Source organism: Candidatus Darwinibacter acetoxidans (assembly GCF_041936445.1).
Taxonomy (GTDB): Bacteria; Bacillota; Limnochordia; order Darwinibacteriales; family Darwinibacteriaceae; genus DTU010.
Genome location: NZ_JBHGXH010000294.1, coordinates 15,252 through 33,104 on the forward strand (window position 1 = coordinate 15,252; position 17,853 = coordinate 33,104).

Sequence of the window (17,853 nt, forward strand, 5' to 3'; positions counted from 1 at the left end):
TGTAAAGGCCGCTTGCGGAGCAAGCGTTTCCAGTGAAATAGTTCATCTCCGCCCCCGCGCTCACTCTCCATAGTCATAGATGATCTCCACTTTCTTGGGGGAGGCCGCCTTGTTCATGAGCTCTTTCAGCAGGGCTCTGGTGAGCTTGTTCAGCTCATAGTGGTCAATTTCAGTCAGGCTGATCCAGATGTACTCCTCCGCTTCTTCGTTTAGAATCACTTGGGAGGAGTCCGTTCTGCAGGCGAAATCCACAAAGACAAAGTGCTTTTGCTCCTGAAAACCGGCACTGTAGATATTTTCCTTCAGCCCTACCAACTCCAGGTCATAGATCTCCAGGCCCGTTTCCTCCAGGATCTCCCTGCGCAGAGCCTCTTCCATTTTCTCGCCCCACTCCACATGGCCCCCTGGAATGACATACTCGTTGTTCCACTTGTGGGACTTCAGGAGAAGCACTTTGTTCTTCGGGTTGAAAATGACAGCCCCAACCGCCAGCTCCGGATACTTCACGGACCACTCCTCCTCGGCCTTTTGGCCCTATCCTTCCACACGGCCGCCAGATCACCTTCTGGATGGGTCTGTCCGCGGCGCGGAGTTCCATTGATTTTTTTCATTCTGGACAAAGGAAGGACAGAGGGTTGTGTCAAAATAAAAACATAACGAAGATAAAAAATGTATTATGAAAAGCGTCCAAAGTTGGGGAGAGGGGCGGCGTGATGTACAACTGCCCCAAGACCGCTGAACATGGTGAGCTGGAGGTTGTGGGTGCCTTTACAGGCATGCATATAACTGGTGATGAGAAGTTTTACCGGGTGAGGTACTGTTCCCACTGCGCTGCCTATTATTTCTACGTTTCCATGGAAGCAACTGTCAGCTACGGCAAGAACTACTTCGCCTTCTACATCGAGCTCACGGAAGATGAGGCCCGCCAGATGCTTTCCGTAATGGAGAAGGAAGAGGACGACGATCAGATTGAGCGGTACCTCAACGATTTTGACTGGAACAACCAGGAGCGCTGGGTAGAGCGGCCTTAAGGTGGTGTTGGAGGATACTAAATATGCAGAGATAGTCATTGCTTTTGCAGCGGTGTCCTATGTAAAGAGAAGAGGGATTCCAAAGATAGACCCTTCCAGTTTACACTTTATCAACCAATTTGGCCCTGCTTTGCTTTTATCTGGCTGCTGTACAGCCCTTCCTTCCGATTTTCGTACGCTTTGAGTTGACAGGGAGCTGTGAGGGGAGTATTATTTATAAAAAACAGCCTCGGAAGACCAGGCATATTGTTGGAAGCATCTAGACGTATTGGAGGTCCACATAATGACCATTTCCGCACTGGCCAGGGAGCAATACACTGACCCCGGCCCAGGTACAGACGTTTTGGCACAGGATGTCCTTTTAGGCATAAGGGATTTGCATACGTACTTCTCCACCGATGAAGGTTTTGTCAAGGCCGTCAACGGTGTTTCTTTTGATATAAAAAAGGAATCCGTCTTCGGTGTCGTTGGCGAAAGCGGCTGCGGCAAGAGCATCACCGCCATGTCCGTCATGCAGCTGCTGCCCAAGCCCCACGGGAACATCCACTCGGGGCAGATTTTTTTCCGCCAGCGTGATGGAAAAGTAGTGGATCTAGCCCAGCAGGATCCCACGGGTCCTTTGATGCGGCGGATCCGGGGCAACGAGATCGCCATGATCTTTCAGGAGCCCATGACATCGCTGAACCCAGTGTATACCGTGGGTCAGCAGATCGTAGAGGCCATTACGCTCCACCAAAAAGTGACGGAGAAGCAGGCCTGGAAAATGGCGGAAGAGATGCTGGCTAAGGTGGGGATTCCCATTCCGGGTCAGCGGGTGCGGGAGTATCCGTACCAGATGAGCGGCGGCATGCGCCAAAGGGTGATGATTGCCATGGCTTTATCCTGCAATCCGTCGCTGCTCATTGCCGACGAACCCACCACCGCCCTGGATGTGACCATCCAAGCGCAGATCCTTGAGCTGATGCGCCGCCTCCAGGAGGAGTACAAGATGTCCATCATGATGATCACCCATAACCTCGGTGTGGTCAGCCGGATGTGCGATGAGGTGGCGGTGATGTACTTGGGTAAGATCGTTGAACACGCCAAGGTTCGCACCCTTTTTCACAACCCTGCCCATCCCTACACCCAGGGACTGCTCAACTCCATACCCAAGCTGGGAGGGCGCAGGAGTAGGCTGGTGCCCATTAAAGGGGTCGTGCCCGATCCCCGGGCTATTCCCGAGGGCTGCAGCTTTAGGGAGCGCTGCCCCGTAGCCATGGACAAGTGTGCTCAAGAACCGCCGGTGATCAACATCGAAGAAAACCACTCAGTCCGCTGTTGGCGCTTTGCTTGAGAAAGTATGCCGGAAAGGAATGCTCAGTGATGACGACTGCAAACACAGGGGAAATATTGTTAGATGTTCAGGGCTTGCGGAAGTACTTTCCGATCACCAAGGGCATATTCCGTCGCACGGTGGGCTATGTGAAGGCTGTGGAGCGGGTGAGCTTCCAGGTTCGCAAGGGCGAAACCCTGGGCGTTGTTGGTGAAAGCGGCTGCGGCAAGACCACCATGGGCCTCTGCCTGGTGCACCTGATCCAGCCAACAGAGGGCACTATTCGCTTAAACATCGATGGTGATTGGACTGAGGTCAACTCCCAGACCATCCGCGGTCTGCGGGATAGAATGCAGATCGTGTTCCAAGATCCGTTTTCCTCCCTCAACCCGCGGATGCGCATTCGGGATATCGTTGCCGAGCCTTTAGAGGCCCACGGCATAAAAAACCGCCGGGAGCGCTATGAACGGGTGGAGGCCATGCTCGAGGCGGTGGGATTAGGCCCCCACCACATGAACCGCTTTCCCCATGAGTTCAGCGGCGGGCAGCGGCAGAGAATCGGCATTGCCCGGGCGCTGGCCTTGAATCCTTCGCTGGTGGTCTGCGATGAACCCGTATCGGCCCTGGATGTATCGGTACAGGCGCAGGTTTTGAACCTCCTGGCCGACCTGCAGGAGCAGTTTGGCTTGACCTACTTGTTTATCGCCCACGATCTCTCTGTGGTCCAGCACATCAGCGATCGCGTGGCTGTGATGTACTTGGGACGCATCGTGGAGATGGGTGATTCCGACACGCTCTTTGCCAACCCCAAGCATCCCTACACGGAAGCACTGCTTTCGGCCATCCCCGATCCGGACCCCGACATTGTGCGGGAACAGATCATTCTCCAGGGGGATGTCCCCAACCCGGCGAATCCCCCTGCGGGCTGCCATTTCCATCCCCGCTGCCGCTATGCCCAGGAGCGCTGCCGCAGGGAGATTCCAGAGCTTCTGGATGTGGATGGCCAGGGGCATTTCGCAGCGTGTCACTACGCCCAAGAACTGGATTTAACCGGTATTTCCCCAGGAGAAAATGCTTAGGCAGTGCCTTGGGGGCCGGTTGAGTTGCGCCAGGGCATTCAGGCCTGGCAAGAGAGAAAAGAAAAGGAGGAGAAGAGTTGAAGGCGAAGGTCTGTAGTTTAGTTGTCTTGTTGTTGCTGCTCACTTTGTCGGTCTCTGTTTTCGCTTTTGATCCCGAGACGTGGGTCTACGTCGGCGGTGCGGGTGGTCCCCAGACCCTCGATCCGGCGGCGGCCTATGACACCGCTAGCGGTGAGATCATCCACTACGTCTACGACAACCTGTTCGAGTATGTAGGTGGGGATCTGGACAACATCGGGCCCCTGCTGGCCACCGAGGTGCCAACGGTGGAAAACGGGCTCATGTCGGAGGATGGCCGCACCATCAGGGTACCCATCCGTCAGGGTGTCAAGTTCCACAACGGTGCGGAACTCACCGCTGAGGATGTGAAGTACTCCTTCCTCCGGGGTATGCTGGCTGACCCCGCGGGCGGCCCCATGTGGATGTTCTTTGAGCCCCTCCTGGGTGTGCAGACCATGCGCGATGTGATCGCCATGGCCGGTGGGCCCGACGATTTTGTGGACATCTCCGAAGTTGATCCGGCCATCCTGCGAAAAGCCTACGACTTGGTGGATGCCACCATGGAAGTAGATGGGAACGACCTCATCTTCCACCTGGCCAACCCCTATCCGCCGTTCATCAACATCCTGACCAAAGGCGGCTCCTGGGCATCCATCGTCTGCAAGGATTGGATGATCGCCAACGGCGCCTGGGATGGCAATCCCGACACCTGGCCGAAGTGGTATGACCAGGCTTTGGAAGAGATGACCCTCTACGACAAGGCCTGCGGTACCGGCCCCTTCAAGCTGGATACTTGGGATAAGAGCGGTGCACAGGTGCTGCTCAGCCGCTTCGATGATTATTGGCGCGGGCCGGCAGCCCTGAAGAACGTGGTCATTAAGAACATCCCTGAGTTTGCCACCCGCCTGCTCATGCTGCGGGCCGGTGATGCGGACGCCATCTATGTGGGACAGCAGGATCTCCCGCAGGTACGCACCATCCCCGGTGTGACCGTTGTGGAAGATCTGCCGCAGATCACCAATACAGTGCTCTTCTTCAGCTTCACCATTCCCGTGGAAGGCAACGAGGACCTGGTGGGCAGTGGTAAGCTCGATGGGAACGGCATCCCCAGCGATTTCTTTGCTGACGTCAATGTACGCAAGGCGTTCGCCTATGCCTTCGACTACGAGGCCTACTTGAACGAAGTCGTGCTTGGCGCAGGCCAGATTCCCAAGGGCCCCTTCCCGCAGAGCCTGCCGTATGTGAATACGGAGCAGGAGTACTTCTCCCATGATCTGGCAAAGGCCACTGAGTACTTCAAGCAGGCCTTTAACGGAGAAGTGTGGGAGAAAGGCTTCAAAGTCGGTATCGTCTACAACACAGGTAACGATGCTCGCAAGACCGCTCTGGAGATCCTGGAGTTCAACATCGAACAGATCAATCCCAAGTTCCAGGTGGAGGTTATCGGTCTGGAATGGGCCACGGTGCTGGATAAGCTCCGCTCGTCTTCGCTGCCCGTGTTTGTCATGGGCTGGCTGGCGGACTTCCCGGATACCCACAACTTCGCAGTTCCGTTCATGCACTCTGCCGGAACGTTTGCTGGCTACTGCGGACAAGGCTTGATTGACCTGGCCAAGGAGCAGTTCGATGCGCTGATCGACGCTGGTATTAAGGCCACCGATCCGGCGGAACGTGAGAAGATCTACCATGAGCTGCAGAGACTCTACGTTGAGCAGGCCATTGCCATGCCCTTCATGGAGGCCACGACACACAGGGTCATGCGCGATTGGGTGCAGGGCTTCGAGTACTGCCCGGCCTACGCTGCTAACTACGATCTCTACAAGATCAGCAAAGTACAGCAGTAGTTGGGCAGCTCGTTCGTGAACAGGAGTAGGATTGCCCTCGGGCAGTCCTACTCCCACATCTCGCTAGGTAAGGGGTAAGCATATGTTAACCTTCATCGCCAGGCGGCTGCTTTTTCTGCCGGTTGTCTTAATAGGGGTCACGCTGCTCATTTTCGTGGCCATGTCCCTTCTTTCACCCTATCAGCTTGTCAGCACCTACATCAAGAGCCCGGAGGAGCTGAAGAACCAGAGCCTTGACGATCTGGTCCGCAAATATGGCTTAGACCAGCCGGTGCATGTGCGCTATATCAACTGGGTCAAGAATCTGCTCAAGGGCGATCTGGGTTATTCCGTTTCCGCGAACATGCATGTGGCGGAAGCCATCGCCAAGCGGTTTCCCGCAACCCTCGAGCTGGCGCTCTTTGCCATCATCCCCGTGGTCCTGGGCGGAATCTGGCTCGGTACGATATCCGCCAAGCACTACAACAAGCCGCTGGATCATTTCAGCCGCGTCTTTGCCATTGTGGGCTGGTCTTTACCGGACTTTGTCTTTGGACTCATTGTGCTCATGATTTTCTACGGCGTGTTCGGTTGGTTCCCTCCCGGCCGGCTCTCCATGTGGGCTGATTCCATTGTGCTGACGGGGGATTTTGTCCGCTACACCGGAATGAACACCGTGGACGCTTTGCTCAATAAGCGCCTGGATATTTTCTGGGACGCCGTTCGTCACCTGATCGCTCCAGTCATCACCCTCTCCTATCTCTGGTGGGCCTATCTTTTGCGGATCACCAGGTCCAGCATGCTGGAAGTGATGAACAAGGACTATGTGCGCACGGCTAGAGCCAAGGGTCTGACCGAGCGGGTGGTGATGAACCGCCACGTGCGCCGCAACGCCCTGATTCCCGTGGCCACAGTTTCCGGCTCCATGGTGTTGGGTCTTTTGGGCGGCGTGGTCATTGTGGAAACGGTCTTCGACTACAAGGGGATCGGCCTTCTGACCGCCACCGGAGCTCAGCAGCTGGATTACACGCTGGTTTTGGGCACCACCCTGTTTTACGGTTTGCTCCTTGTTCTGGTCAATTTAGTAGTGGATGTTCTCTATGCGATCATTGATCCCAGGGTGAGATTGGAGTGATCAGAGGATGGTAATGAAGAAGCTGCTGCGCAACCCCCTGTCCATGGCCGGACTGATCATCTTACTGGTTTTCATCCTGGTGGCGGTGTTCGCACCTTGGATAGCCCCGGTACCAGATATGTACGCGAACAACCCGAATCACGATCCCTACCGCGTACCGCGCTATGGCTGGGGTAACACCCCCCAAGCACCGTCCAAGGAGCATCCCATGGGCCTGACCCACGGGAAGTATGACATTTTCTACGGGATCGTTTGGGGAACCAGAACGGCGTTTAAGGTAGGCCTGATCGTAACCGGGGTATCCTGCCTGGTGGGCATTGTGATTGGTTCAACCAGCGCCTATATCGGTGGGAAGTTCGATGAGGTGGTCATGCGCTTTGTGGACGTGTTCATGAGCTTTCCGTTTCTGATTGCGGCCATCGTGATCACCACCATTTTAGGCAGGGGTTTGGATAAGGTCATCTTTGCCCTGGTGCTCTTCCGCTGGACAGGTTATGCCCGCCTGATCCGGGGTAATGTGCTCCAGGTCAAACAAGAGGAGTATGTGATGGCTGCCAAGGCCGGTGGAGTGTCCCATGCCAAGATCCTGATCCGCCATATTCTGCCCAACACCATCTTTCCTGTGCTCATCCAAGCGTCCATGAACATGGGGTCTATCGTGGTTACCGCTTCCACCCTGAGCTTTCTGGGGCTTGGCGCCCCGGAGGGCTATGCGGACTGGGGGCAGATGATCAGCTTTGCCCGGAACTGGATTTTGGGCACGCCGGACAATCCCTTGGCCTACTGGTACACGGTGGTGTGGCCGGGTTTAGCCATTGTTCTTTTTGTACTGTCTTGGAACCTGATCGGCGATGCCTTCCGGGATATCATGGATCCCCGCATCCAGGGATGATGCCGGTGTAGAAAAGGCGTGCCGCTTTCGGCCTACGAGACTGCAGCAAGTTGGTCTGCAGTCTTTTTGCTTTTGAGCCTAGAGGTAGGTCACGTCGAAGTAAGTGGGCGGCTTGGGCAGGGGAACGTCCTTAAGGGGCAGGGCAAAGAGGTGATACCTCGGCCGCACCCAGGCTTTTTTCGCCACCTGTTCGTAGCCCCTATCTCCAGCGCCTAAGGTGATCACCAGGTAATGGATGCCCTTTTCCACCGCGGCCTGCCGGACCCTCTCCAGGAGGGGGTCTAGGTCAGCGGGGTCCTCCAGGACCAGATCGAAGAGCTGCCACACTTTGATCTCCTCGCCCAGTTCGGGAATGTGGGGGAGGGGCAGCAGTTTGGAGCCGGCCTTGACGATGGGCCGGGCCAGCTTAAACAGGCGGGGAATATTCAGGACCCGCTGGGTGTATTCGTCCGTGGTATCCCAGACTTTGACCGATGATCCCCTCAGGCTGAACTTCCCGAACAGGTAGCGTTCCCGCTCCCTGCCGGTGGCCTCCCGCTGTTTCTGATCCGGGAAGAGGTCCAGACTGCCGAAGGCCGCTTCCACGGCTTTCCTCTCCTGTTCCTCGTCGGGGCTGGCGGTGAAACTGACCTTGTCCACTTCTCTAGGGCGGCGGCAGAAGCGGGCGTGCAGAGGCATGGTGAGGAAATCCTTGCTTTCCACCACCTGCGCACCGTATCTGGTGATAATGCCCATGGAGCGCTCGTTGTCTTCTTTCACATAGCCAAAGAGGAAGTCCAACTCCCTGCGGAGTATTTCCCGGTGTACAGCCTGCCAAAGCCTGAGCATGTGCCGGGGCAGCCCCTTCTGGGCCAAGGGGTTGGAGCGCCAGTCGAACACCAAGCCGCCCCGCCGCGCCTTGCCGTCTAACTGAACCAATACCGGGCCTACACCCATGATGCCTAAAATCATGTCTTCCTCTTCATCTTCGGCGACGAAAAAGATGGGGTCAGCGAACTTTTTGGCGCGAAAGAAATAGTCTTTGCGTTCACTGACCAACTGAATCTGCCCACCCTGGGGGGTGGTTTTCTCAATGGCAATCAGCTTTTCATTATCGGCGGCAGTGGCCGGTCGCACGCGCAACTCCTCATCTCCCCTTACCCGTTTGTAGGCTTAGTGGAAAAGTCTATCCTTCCCTACTGAGATGTGATATTATGAACCTGCTATGCTGACTTAATTATAGACTCATAGGTAATCGGGGGCAAGTTTAATGAAAGCATTAGTAACCACACCAGCTTCGCCCACCAGTCTTTTTGTGGTCCGCCGCCTCAAGGAACTGGGCTATAAAGTGACCGTGGTGGATTCCCACAGCCGCAGCTTTGTTTCGTATTCCAACGCCGTGGACAAACGCCTTCTGGCACCTTCCCTCCTATACGACCCCCAGGGTTTTGCCCAGACGGTCATCGACGAGCTTAAACGGGGGGACTACAGCTTCTACTTCCCCGTTTTAGAATGCGGTTTCTTGATGTCTTACTACCGGGACATCATCAGGCAGTATACCAAGATGATCTCCATGTCCTTTGAGGAGATCACCTATGCCCACAATAAAGGTGCCATGCGCGAGTATGCCAAGGCCGCGGGGGTGAGAACACCGCTAACGGCAGCGCCCGACTCGGTCCAGAGCGCCTGTAAGCTGCTGGAAGAGCTGGATGCGCCTGTGGTGATCAAGCCCCGCATCGCCTGCAACGCGCACGGGCAGAAGATTGTAAGGGATCCCAAACAGGCCGTGTGGGAGTACCGCAAGATCGTCCAGAAGTACAAGCTGGAGGAGCAGCCACCCCTGATCCAGCAGTACATCAAGGGCCCCCTCATCTGCACAGTCAACCTGGCGGTGGATGGGGAGATCAAAGGCAACGTGGTGTTCCAGGCCCTGCGGACGGTGCCCACCAGCGGCGGGACCAGCTCCTACCGGATCACGGTGGATGCACCTGAAGCGGAGCTCTTCGACGCCCGCCTGATCAAGCACTTCAACTGGACAGGCTTTATCAGCTTCGATTACATGCAGGATGAAGCCACGGGCCAGCTCTACCTCATCGACTGCAACCCGCGCATTGCCCCCGGTGTGATCCTGGGCCATTTTGCCGGCGTGGATCTGATGGGTGCCTTTGTGGATCTGATCAATGGCAAGGAGATCCAGCGCCTACCCAAACAGAAGAACGGAGTCCGCTGCAAACTGCAGTTCCTGGATCTGGGCTGGCTGCTGTACAGCTTAACTGACAGCACCCTCTCCGGGAAAGAAAAATGGCAGCGCTTTAGGGAGTGGGCTAAAAGGGAGCCCACCCACCTGGACATGGAAGATATCCGAGACATGAAGCCCTGGTTCGCCCTGTGGGCCTTTCTTTTGCGCAATCTAGGCAAGCTCCTCAGCCCCGAAGGGGGAGAGATCTTCCTGGAGCATTTCCTCTTCGATGAGGAGAAGTTCCGGAAGGAAGTTGTCCAGGTGGAGGCGGCCTTAGCCGCGGAAAGATCCTTGGTTCAGCCTTAAAGACACCCCATCCCCAAGGGTTTACAAGACCGCCGTTTCGGCGGTCTTGGCGCGCAGAGGCCGCTGCATCTTGACACCCTTTTCCGGTCTTGGTATACTTGTGCCAATATTCACCAAGGGAGGTCTTGGCGGTGGCGGTAATTGACGTAAAAGACCTGCAGAAGGTGTATCGTACCAAGACCAAGGAGCCGGGTTTGCGGGGCAGCATGCAGGCCCTGCTGCGCCCGAGTTACAGCGAAGTTACCGCGGTGAAAGGGATCAGCTTGGCGGTGGAAAAGGGGGAACTGCTGGCCTTCATCGGCCCCAACGGCGCCGGCAAGAGTACCACGATTAAGATGCTCACAGGCATTCTTACCCCCACAGCGGGAACCGCTCAGGTTTTGGGTCTGGTACCGTGGGAGGCCCGGCGCCAGCTGGCCTACAAGATCGGTTCGGTTTTCGGACAGAAGTCCCAGCTGTGGTACCATCTGCCCGCCCTGGACAGCTTCCGCCTGCTGGGGAGCATCTATGAGATCGACGGCGGGGAGTTCGCCAAACGCCTGGCGCAGGTGGTGGAGCTCTTTGAACTGGAGGAGTTCATCAAGACACCTGTCCGCAAGCTTTCTTTGGGTCAGCGGATGCGCTGCGAAATCGCGGCCAGCATCCTGCATAGGCCGCAGGTGATCTTTTTGGATGAACCCACCATCGGATTGGATGTGGTGGCCAAGCTGAAGATCCGGGAGCTGATCAAGCGGCTCAACGAGGAAGAGCAGACCACCATCTTCCTCACCTCCCACGATGCGGGGGACATCGAGCAGCTCTGCAAGCGCGTCATCGTGATCAACTACGGCGAGATCATCCTGGATGCCTCCACTTCGTATCTCCGGCACAACTACCTAACCACGAAGATAGTGAACGTGAAGTTCGCCTCACCCTGCCCTGAGCTCAAGCTCTCTGGGGTTGAGATCCTCAAGCATACGGAAAAAGGGGTCAAATTCCGGGCTGATACCAGGTCTAGATCCATGGAGGATGTCTTGACAGAGCTGTTTTCCCAAGTGGATGCCGCGGATATCAGCGTTGAAGAGCCGGCCATGGAAGTGATCATCCGGGACATCTATGCCCGTCCCGCCGGGGAAGGTGAGCAGCATGCAGCTGGCTAGAGGGGGAGCGGTGCGCAAGTATCTGCGGGTGGCGGAGATCAGCTTGACGAACAGGCTCGCCTATCTGGCCGATCACCTGGTGAGCAGCATCTTTCTCATTCTGATCTTGTTTATCTTTTCCCAGCTCTGGAAAACCGTGTTGGGGACGGAAGGTCAGATCGCTGGGCTGGACAGCACCCGCATGCTCTGGTACATGGTGTTCACTGAGGTGATCGCCCTTTCCACTCCAGGAACCCACAGCCTGGTCAGTGAAGAGGTGAAAAGCGGGGATATCGCCTACAAGCTGGTGCGGCCCTATTCCTACATCCTCTACTATTTCTCCTCCCACTGCGGGGAGTACGCTGTTCGCTTTGTCACCAACCTGCTGGTCGGGTCGGCCTTTGCCTACCTCGCCATGGGTCCGCTGGCTGTCCCCTGGGCCAAGCTGGGCTGGGTGCTGCTTGGTCTTGCCCTGGCGGCTGCCATCAACTTCCTGGTGTCCTTCTCCGTGGCTCTTCTGGCCTTTTGGCTGGAAGAAAACCGGCCCTTTTTCTGGATCCTCAACAAGATGTTGTTCATTTTCGGCGGTCTCTTTATCCCGGTGGAGGCCTATCCCCAGGGCCTGCGGCTTGTGTCTTACCTGCTGCCGCTGCGCTACAGCATTTCCGGCCCGGCCCTCCTTGTGGTCAACTTCGACTATGCTTTCCTCTGGCAGCTCCTCGCTGGCCAGCTGGTTTGGGTGCTCCTTTTGGCAGCTTTGGTGACCGCGATGTTCAGGAAGGGGGTGCGCAGGGTTCATGTTCACGGAGGTTAAGCGCCTGATCAGATTTGCCCTCCACTATTTTTCCGCCAACCTGCAGTCGGCCATGGAATACAGGGGGGCCTTTCTGAGCCAGGTGGTGTTCATGTTCATCAACAACCTCATGCTGCTCTTTTTCTGGTGGGTGCTCTTCAGCAAGATCGAAACGCTGAACGGCTGGAGTTTTCGGCACCTCCTGCTTTTGCATGCCTTGGTGGGCGGGGCCTATGCCTGCCAGGCTCTGCTCTTTGGCGGTTCCTTTTCTTTGAGCAGGTCCATCGCCGAAGGTGGGCTGGATTTCTACCTGACCCTGCCCAAACCGGTGCTGCTCCATGCCCTCATCTCCAGGTCTTTTGCGGCGGCTTGGGGCGATCTGGCCTTTTCCCTCGCGGTGTTCTTCTTGACCGCGGCCCCATCTGCCGGCCTCACGCTGTGTTTTCTCCTCCTGTGCTTTGCTGGGGGAGTGGTGATGACCAGCTTCGCGGTTTTGGCCCATTCCTTGAGCTTCTGGCTGGGGCGCAGTGAGCGCCTGGCGAATCAGCTCTCAGAGGCCCTGCTGTCCTTTTCACTCTACCCCGAGGGCATTTTCTCAGTCACCACCAGGGTGGTTCTTTATACTCTCATTCCCGCGGGCTTCGTGGCTTACCTGCCTGTGAGAATTCTGGACGAGTTCACCTTGGCCCGGGTGGGTCTTCTACTCTGCTTTGCTTTGGCCCTGGCCGTCCTGGCCCGCTTTGTGTTTTACCGGGGCCTCAAGCGCTACGAGTCGGGCAATTTGGTGGTGGTCCACGCCGCTGACTAGGGTGAACCTTTTCCAGCGGTTCTAGGCTGAGCGGAACCAGCAGGACTTGCCGTAAACAGGGGGAACTGTTAAGAGGGGGACTCTTGTTAGAAAGTGCACAAGAGAAAAGAGAAGCTTGCCGCAAATATGTTGCCAAAGGGAGGATAATTAGTTGCCCGGTAAGTACAAGCAGACCATGTACGCCTGCTACCTCGGTCTAGTTAGCCAAGCCATTAACATCAACCTCGCCCCTCTGTTTTTTGTCATCTTCCATGAACACTTCGGTTTGTCCTTTGAAATGCTGGGACGTTTGGTCCTGCTCAATTTCGGGACGCAAACGGCGGTTGGCGTTGTGTGCCTCAGGTATGTGGACCGCTGGGGTTATCGGGCCTCGGCCGTTTGCGCCCATCTTATGTGCTTCCTGGGCATCACCGGCCTGGGGATACTTCCCCTGGTGATCCCCAACACCATGCTGGCGCTGGCCCTGGCGGTGTTTTGCTCGTCCATTGGCGGAGGCATTTTGGAGATTGTGGTCAGCCCCGTCATGGAATCGCTGCCCACCAAGGCCAAAGCCGCATCAATGAGCCTGCTCCATTCCTTTTACTGCTGGGGACAGATGGCGGTGGTGCTGGTTACCACCCTCATCCTGTGGGTTCTTGGCAAGCACATCTGGTATTACGTCCCCCTGTTTTGGGCCCTCATTCCGCTGTATAACGCCGTGAAGTTCACCCGGGTTCCCCTGCTTACCCTGGTGCCGGAAGGGCAGAAGATGACCATCTCCGAGCTGTTTGGCTCGCGGGTCTTTCTCCTGGCCCTGCTGCTTATGGTCAGTGCCGCGGCCTCGGAGCTGACCATGTCCCAATGGGCCAGCTTGTTTGCGGAGATGGGTCTAGGTGTTCCCAAGGTGGTGGGGGATTTGGTGGGTCCAGCCCTCTTTGCCTTCTTCATGGTGGTGGTGCGTACCGCCTACGGCCTGTGGGGTGACAGGATCGACCTGCACAAGGCGCTGAAGGCCAGCAGCTTGCTGTGCATCCTGTGCTACGCCCTGGCCGTGTTTTCCACCGCTCCCCTCCTGTCTCTGCTGGGGGCCGCCTTTTGCGGGGTAGCCGTCAGCCTCATGTGGCCCGGCACTCTAAGCTTGACCTCGGCCCGGTTCCCCAGGGGCGGAACGGCCATGTTCGGTTTGTTAGCCATCTTTGGGGGCTTGGGCAGTTCTCTGGGTCCTTGGCTCACCGGCTTGGTTTCCGACCTGAGCCAGCGCTCCGCTGTGGTGCAGAGCTGGAGCTCAGCACGGGGCTTCTCGCTGGAACAGGCGGGATTGCGGGCAGGTCTTCTGGTGGGTATCATTTTTCCCGCCCTGATGTTTGTGGGAACTTCCGCCCTGCAGAGAAGAACCCAGGAACCCAAAGCAGTCCCTACCTCAGCCCAGTGAAGGAAAAGAAGTGCAAAAGAGGTGCTCTTCCGCGGGGAAGGGCACCTCTATTTTGTGGAGAAAAGAGCTAAGCAGCTTCTTACTTAGCGCGGCCGCCGAGCCAGACTTCGGGGGCTACTCTGCACCGGGTGGACGGCCGATTCGCTATCGTAATATATGGACCCCACATGCAGCCCGCCAAAAGCAGGCCAAGGCCAAGAGTACCCGAGGGAATGTGATGCTGCGCTTCACCATCATACCCCCAATCTAGAGCAGAATCTAGAGCGTTTGGATATGTTTGCCATATTTATACTCCACAGCTTGTCCACTTCTTTGCCAAATCATGATGTTCTGTGAGAATTTCGCCATTTTCTGCCCTTTAGACGCCACGGGGGGCAGTGACAGAAGACAGAGCCGCGGCTTGGCGCTTCAGGCCGCGGCTCTGTATTGTCGTTTTGCTTCTGCCCCGGGCTTTCGCTTAGCCCAGAAGGTTCCAGAAGGTTGCAGTGTTGGCTGCGGTGATCATGGTGAACAGCAGCGTGTTCAAAAAGGCAGCCAGCCACACATGGCCTGTTTTCTCAAACACCTTGCGGGCGTAAACGGCCGCAACCCCCAAGAAGGGCGTGAGGGCGAAGAGCAGGATTCCATCCAAGGTTACAGCCGGGTAGCCCGCGACACCCGTGGCAAACAGCTTACCGTAATGGTAGAGGAGCCAGAGGGCCAGACCGCCGGCATTGAGGATCACCGCCACCGCTACGCTCCAGCATCGGCCCAGTCCCCTGGTGTTGGCGTTGAGGGCCACCGTGTTGCTCAGGTAGAACACGAAGAAGAAGGGCAGGTAGCGCAGGGCGGTACGGAAGTGCTCCACTCTGAAGGTGCGCACGGCCAAGGTCCAAATCCTGTAATCAACCTTGAAGATGGCCTGGGTGATCCAAAGCACGATGTAGCCGATGATCACAGCTGTTAAGGCCGTAGCCAAACTGGCGGCGATAACCATGGGCTTAAACAGGAGGCCGTAGCTGGAAAAAGCCGTGCCTGTCGGCTTCCTGTTTACATAGTAGACTACCACATTGACCAGGGCGGCAATCAGTCCGCTGGCCACAGCCCAGTAGGCGATTTGGTTGGTGGTGGGCTGGTTGAAGTAGGCCCCTAGATTAAGGAACCAGGCGGGCTTTGTCAGCCAGAGGATGAGCAGCACGGCAAAGATGGCGATGGCGATGCAGCCAGCCCAGACGTTTTGCCCTTCCTGTTTCTGGCTGGCCTTGTAGAGCAGCCAGATGATGCTGAGCGCCCCGACGATGACGGCACCCCAGACCAGGGGCCGCATGCCCGCGGCGTTCTTGGCAAACAGCTGGGGGAAGAAGATGGCCGGCAGCCAGGCGACCACAAAGGTGATCACCCAAGCCAGTACCCTGGCACCCTGGCTCTGGCCCAGGGAGATCGCCTCAGGCACAGGGGCCACCGCGCCCTTGAAGAAGGGCAGCGTGAGCAGGAGCTGGACCAGGGCGGGAATGAGCAGCAGGAAGCCGATCAAAGCCACGAAGTTGAACAGCTCCTTGAGCCACCAGATCTGGTTGTGCGGGCTCAGGTCGGCTTTGGTCTGCCCTGGGGAGGTGACACCAGCAAAGGCGGTGGTGTAAAACTCAATGAGGTTGGCTGTGGTTTCTCTGGAGAAGTGGTTCCAGGGGTGGATCTCCGAGGGTGTGTAGATGATGCGCCGTCCTTGTTGGGAAGGCCGGACTTCCAGATCGTTGACGGTGACCGGCCCTGAATCCACGGTGTAGAACCTGCCGGCTTCACCCGCAGGATCGCTGGGATCTAAGCCCAAAAAGGCCTTGCCGGAGTTGGTTGCCGGGAAGTCCTTGTAAACCACTGTTCCGGTGATGGCTTTTTCTTCCGCCGTTTTTTCCGCTTCTGACTTGTTGAAGAAGAACTCATCGTAATGGGCGGCGATCATGCCCACCGTCCGGGAGCCGAAGGCGGCCTGGAACTGTTCTTGGCTGGCCACTGCCTGGGAGAAGGAGAAGTCTGAACCGACGGAGATGCCGGAGTAGATCATGCGGTAGCCGTTCTGCAGAGCTGCCATTTCATCCATGTACATGGCGATAAACGATGAGAAGCCGCCCATGGAGTGACCGCTCACGGCCACATAGGCATTGCCCGCGGCATCTTTCTTCGTGAAGGGCTGGTCGTAGATGTACTTAGCGGCATCGAACTGGGAGTAGATCCAGAAGGTGCCGAAATGACCACCTGGAGGAATGGGCTGGGTCCAGCGGGAGTCCCCGTGGTCGTACATATCCAAAGCCAGGACGATGTAACCCCGCCGGGACATCTCAACCGCCGGTGCATCCTGCATTTCCTTGGAGTTGAGGTAGCCGTGGGTGGTGATGATCACCGGTCTTGGGTCCGCAGGTCCTGCACCTTTGGGCATATAGAGCAGGCCGGTGAGGGTGCCCCGTTCCGTTGGGAACTGGATCCGCTGTATTTTCACCGCATAAAACGAGGTGTGGAACAAACCTGCCAAGAAACTGCCGAGTACAATGAGGACCAGGGCGGCAATGAGCAGCCCATACGGCTTTTTCAGCAGTTCTGCCCGCCTGTTCATAACTAACCCCTCCAATTTAGTTATTTTTTCATCAATTTAATTCTATGTTATTGTTTGGTTACCTCCTTATGCCTGTGGGAAAAAGAAAAGGAGCAAGCTCTATGGACTCGCTCCTTGGAGATACCATTTCCGTGCCTGCCTACTCGTAGCCCTCAATTAGGTCAGAGGGCACCTTGATGTCCTCGTTATCCAGGACAGACTGGGAAAACTCACGGAAATTCTCATCCACCGCCAGGGCCAGGGCCGCCAGTTCATCCATCACCGCGAAATCCTTTTCCGTCCATTCATCGATGGGAAGGGTCTTGTAGCCCCGCCAGCCGTCCCACGGCTGCATGGGCATTTTCAGCAGAGCGTTCACATCCAGGATCAGATTGCAGGAGAGGTACACATAACCCCACCACTGGTAGATGCCGAAAAGGTCTGGATCCGCTTGGCCCCGGCGGCAGGTCAGCCAGGCCTTGGGCCCCGTTAAGAAGTGCTCTTCACCGACATCCAGGGGATCGAAGGAAATTCTAAGGGTTCGCCGCTGCAGTTCATCCAGTTGGGGATCGACCATGACCCACCTCTGCTCCACTTCATTCCAGTATTCCAAAACCCAGTGGTCGATGTATTTGCCCGGCTCGAAGTAGGTGGCAAAGCCGCACCTGGCGCGGGCGGGAATCCCCGCTTCACGGCAGAGGGCGGCGGCTGCTACGGAAAAGTCGCGGCAGATGCCGATCATCTTGTCTTGGAGGGACCTCTGGTCAGAAACGTGCTGAAAACCGCGCCGGCTTAGGAAGACCAGCTTTTCCTCAAAGCTGCGCAGCATAGGCTCCCGCCGCCTTTCCTCTGTGAGTTCCACTCCGTAGGCCCTGCTCCAGTGCGAATGCAGCAAGATGCGCTGGACGTAATCCACGATGACCGCGACATCCGGGGGGATATCCGTCACCATCTTCCGCATCGTCTTGACTTCGGTCATGGGGCCGTGTTCTCGGTAATAGGCAAGCAGATCGGACTTCATGGCTTCACTCCTGACTGAGAATGGCTGAGGCTCGTATAGCATAGTATGGAAATAAATGGAACGAGCTGCACTTACTTACTACCAAAAAAAGCAAACAGTATTATTTTGCACTAATTATCTAAAGTGCAATAGCAAATGCAACGGCTAGCCAGAAACCCGTTCTATAAAGCATTTCACAGTTGTGTTCAGCTTCGATAGTTCCTCCTGGAAGAGCTCCAACGGTGTGCGGTAACCCAAGATCTTCCGAGGTAGGTTATTCACCAAGGTCTCAGCTCTTCGGATG

At 56.6% G+C, this 17,853-nt stretch carries 15 protein-coding genes; 11 read left to right on the plus strand and 4 right to left on the minus strand.

The window, feature by feature from the left end:
• Positions 1-60 precede the first annotated feature (60 nt).
• Complete coding sequence (locus ACE4YL_RS11590) at positions 61-507, minus strand: NUDIX domain-containing protein (RefSeq protein ID WP_461359338.1); 447 nt, start codon at positions 505-507, stop codon at positions 61-63.
• 203 nt (positions 508-710) lie between these two features.
• On the opposite strand from ACE4YL_RS11590, the gene ACE4YL_RS11595 reads away from it, so the two are divergent.
• The 6 genes from ACE4YL_RS11595 to ACE4YL_RS11620 all read left to right on the plus strand — a co-directional run bounded on the left by ACE4YL_RS11595 (position 711) and on the right by ACE4YL_RS11620 (position 7,332).
• The gene (locus ACE4YL_RS11595; RefSeq protein ID WP_461359337.1) at positions 711-1,031 is read left to right on the plus strand and encodes a hypothetical protein; all 321 of its coding nucleotides are present in this window, start codon (positions 711-713) and stop codon (positions 1,029-1,031) included.
• Between the two features lie 283 nt (positions 1,032-1,314).
• Positions 1,315-2,364: an ABC transporter ATP-binding protein gene (locus ACE4YL_RS11600; RefSeq protein WP_461359336.1), complete on the plus strand. Its 1,050-nt coding sequence runs from the start codon at positions 1,315-1,317 to the stop codon at positions 2,362-2,364.
• A gap of 29 nt (positions 2,365-2,393) precedes the next feature.
• A complete protein-coding gene (locus tag ACE4YL_RS11605) occupies positions 2,394-3,422 on the plus strand; it encodes an ABC transporter ATP-binding protein (protein WP_461360526.1) in 1,029 nt (342 codons plus the stop codon).
• Positions 3,423-3,499: 77 nt separating this feature from the next.
• A complete protein-coding gene (locus tag ACE4YL_RS11610; RefSeq protein WP_461360525.1) occupies positions 3,500-5,326 on the plus strand; it encodes an ABC transporter substrate-binding protein in 1,827 nt (608 codons plus the stop codon).
• An 82-nt stretch (positions 5,327-5,408) separates the two neighbouring features.
• The gene (locus ACE4YL_RS11615) at positions 5,409-6,440 is read left to right on the plus strand and encodes an ABC transporter permease (protein WP_461359490.1); all 1,032 of its coding nucleotides are present in this window, start codon (positions 5,409-5,411) and stop codon (positions 6,438-6,440) included.
• Between the two features lie 7 nt (positions 6,441-6,447).
• On the plus strand, positions 6,448-7,332 hold the full coding sequence (locus ACE4YL_RS11620; protein ID WP_461359491.1) for an ABC transporter permease: 885 nt from the start codon (positions 6,448-6,450) through the stop codon (positions 7,330-7,332).
• Positions 7,333-7,410: 78 nt separating this feature from the next.
• On the opposite strand, the gene ACE4YL_RS11625 is transcribed toward ACE4YL_RS11620, so the two are convergent.
• Positions 7,411-8,454 carry a GNAT family N-acetyltransferase gene (locus ACE4YL_RS11625; protein ID WP_461359492.1) on the minus strand — a complete coding sequence of 348 codons (1,044 nt, stop codon included), beginning with the start codon at positions 8,452-8,454 and terminating at the stop codon, positions 7,411-7,413.
• A 127-nt stretch (positions 8,455-8,581) separates the two neighbouring features.
• Between ACE4YL_RS11625 and ACE4YL_RS11630 the strand changes: the two genes are divergently transcribed.
• The 5 genes from ACE4YL_RS11630 to ACE4YL_RS11650 all read left to right on the plus strand — a co-directional run bounded on the left by ACE4YL_RS11630 (position 8,582) and on the right by ACE4YL_RS11650 (position 13,986).
• On the plus strand, positions 8,582-9,856 hold the full coding sequence (locus tag ACE4YL_RS11630; RefSeq protein ID WP_461360506.1) for a carboxylate--amine ligase: 1,275 nt from the start codon (positions 8,582-8,584) through the stop codon (positions 9,854-9,856).
• A 131-nt stretch (positions 9,857-9,987) separates the two neighbouring features.
• Positions 9,988-10,995, plus strand: a complete 1,008-nt coding sequence (locus tag ACE4YL_RS11635) for an ABC transporter ATP-binding protein (protein WP_461359494.1) — start codon at positions 9,988-9,990, stop codon at positions 10,993-10,995.
• On the plus strand, positions 10,982-11,788 hold the full coding sequence (locus ACE4YL_RS11640; RefSeq protein ID WP_461359495.1) for an ABC transporter permease: 807 nt from the start codon (positions 10,982-10,984) through the stop codon (positions 11,786-11,788). The genes ACE4YL_RS11635 and ACE4YL_RS11640 overlap by 14 nt, the downstream gene beginning before the upstream one ends.
• Complete coding sequence (locus ACE4YL_RS11645) at positions 11,772-12,575, plus strand: ABC transporter permease (protein WP_461359496.1); 804 nt, start codon at positions 11,772-11,774, stop codon at positions 12,573-12,575. The genes ACE4YL_RS11640 and ACE4YL_RS11645 overlap by 17 nt, the downstream gene beginning before the upstream one ends.
• Positions 12,576-12,726: 151 nt before the next feature.
• Positions 12,727-13,986 carry an MFS transporter gene (locus tag ACE4YL_RS11650; RefSeq protein WP_461359497.1) on the plus strand — a complete coding sequence of 420 codons (1,260 nt, stop codon included), beginning with the start codon at positions 12,727-12,729 and terminating at the stop codon, positions 13,984-13,986.
• Between the two features lie 457 nt (positions 13,987-14,443).
• Here the strand turns inward: ACE4YL_RS11650 and ACE4YL_RS11655 are convergent, their stop codons facing one another.
• Complete coding sequence (locus tag ACE4YL_RS11655) at positions 14,444-16,570, minus strand: alpha/beta hydrolase family protein (RefSeq protein WP_461359498.1); 2,127 nt, start codon at positions 16,568-16,570, stop codon at positions 14,444-14,446.
• Positions 16,571-16,709: 139 nt separating this feature from the next.
• Entirely contained in the window at positions 16,710-17,570 is an 861-nt protein-coding gene (locus tag ACE4YL_RS11660; RefSeq protein WP_461359499.1) for a transglutaminase domain-containing protein, read from the minus strand.
• Positions 17,571-17,853: the final 283 nt, after the last annotated feature.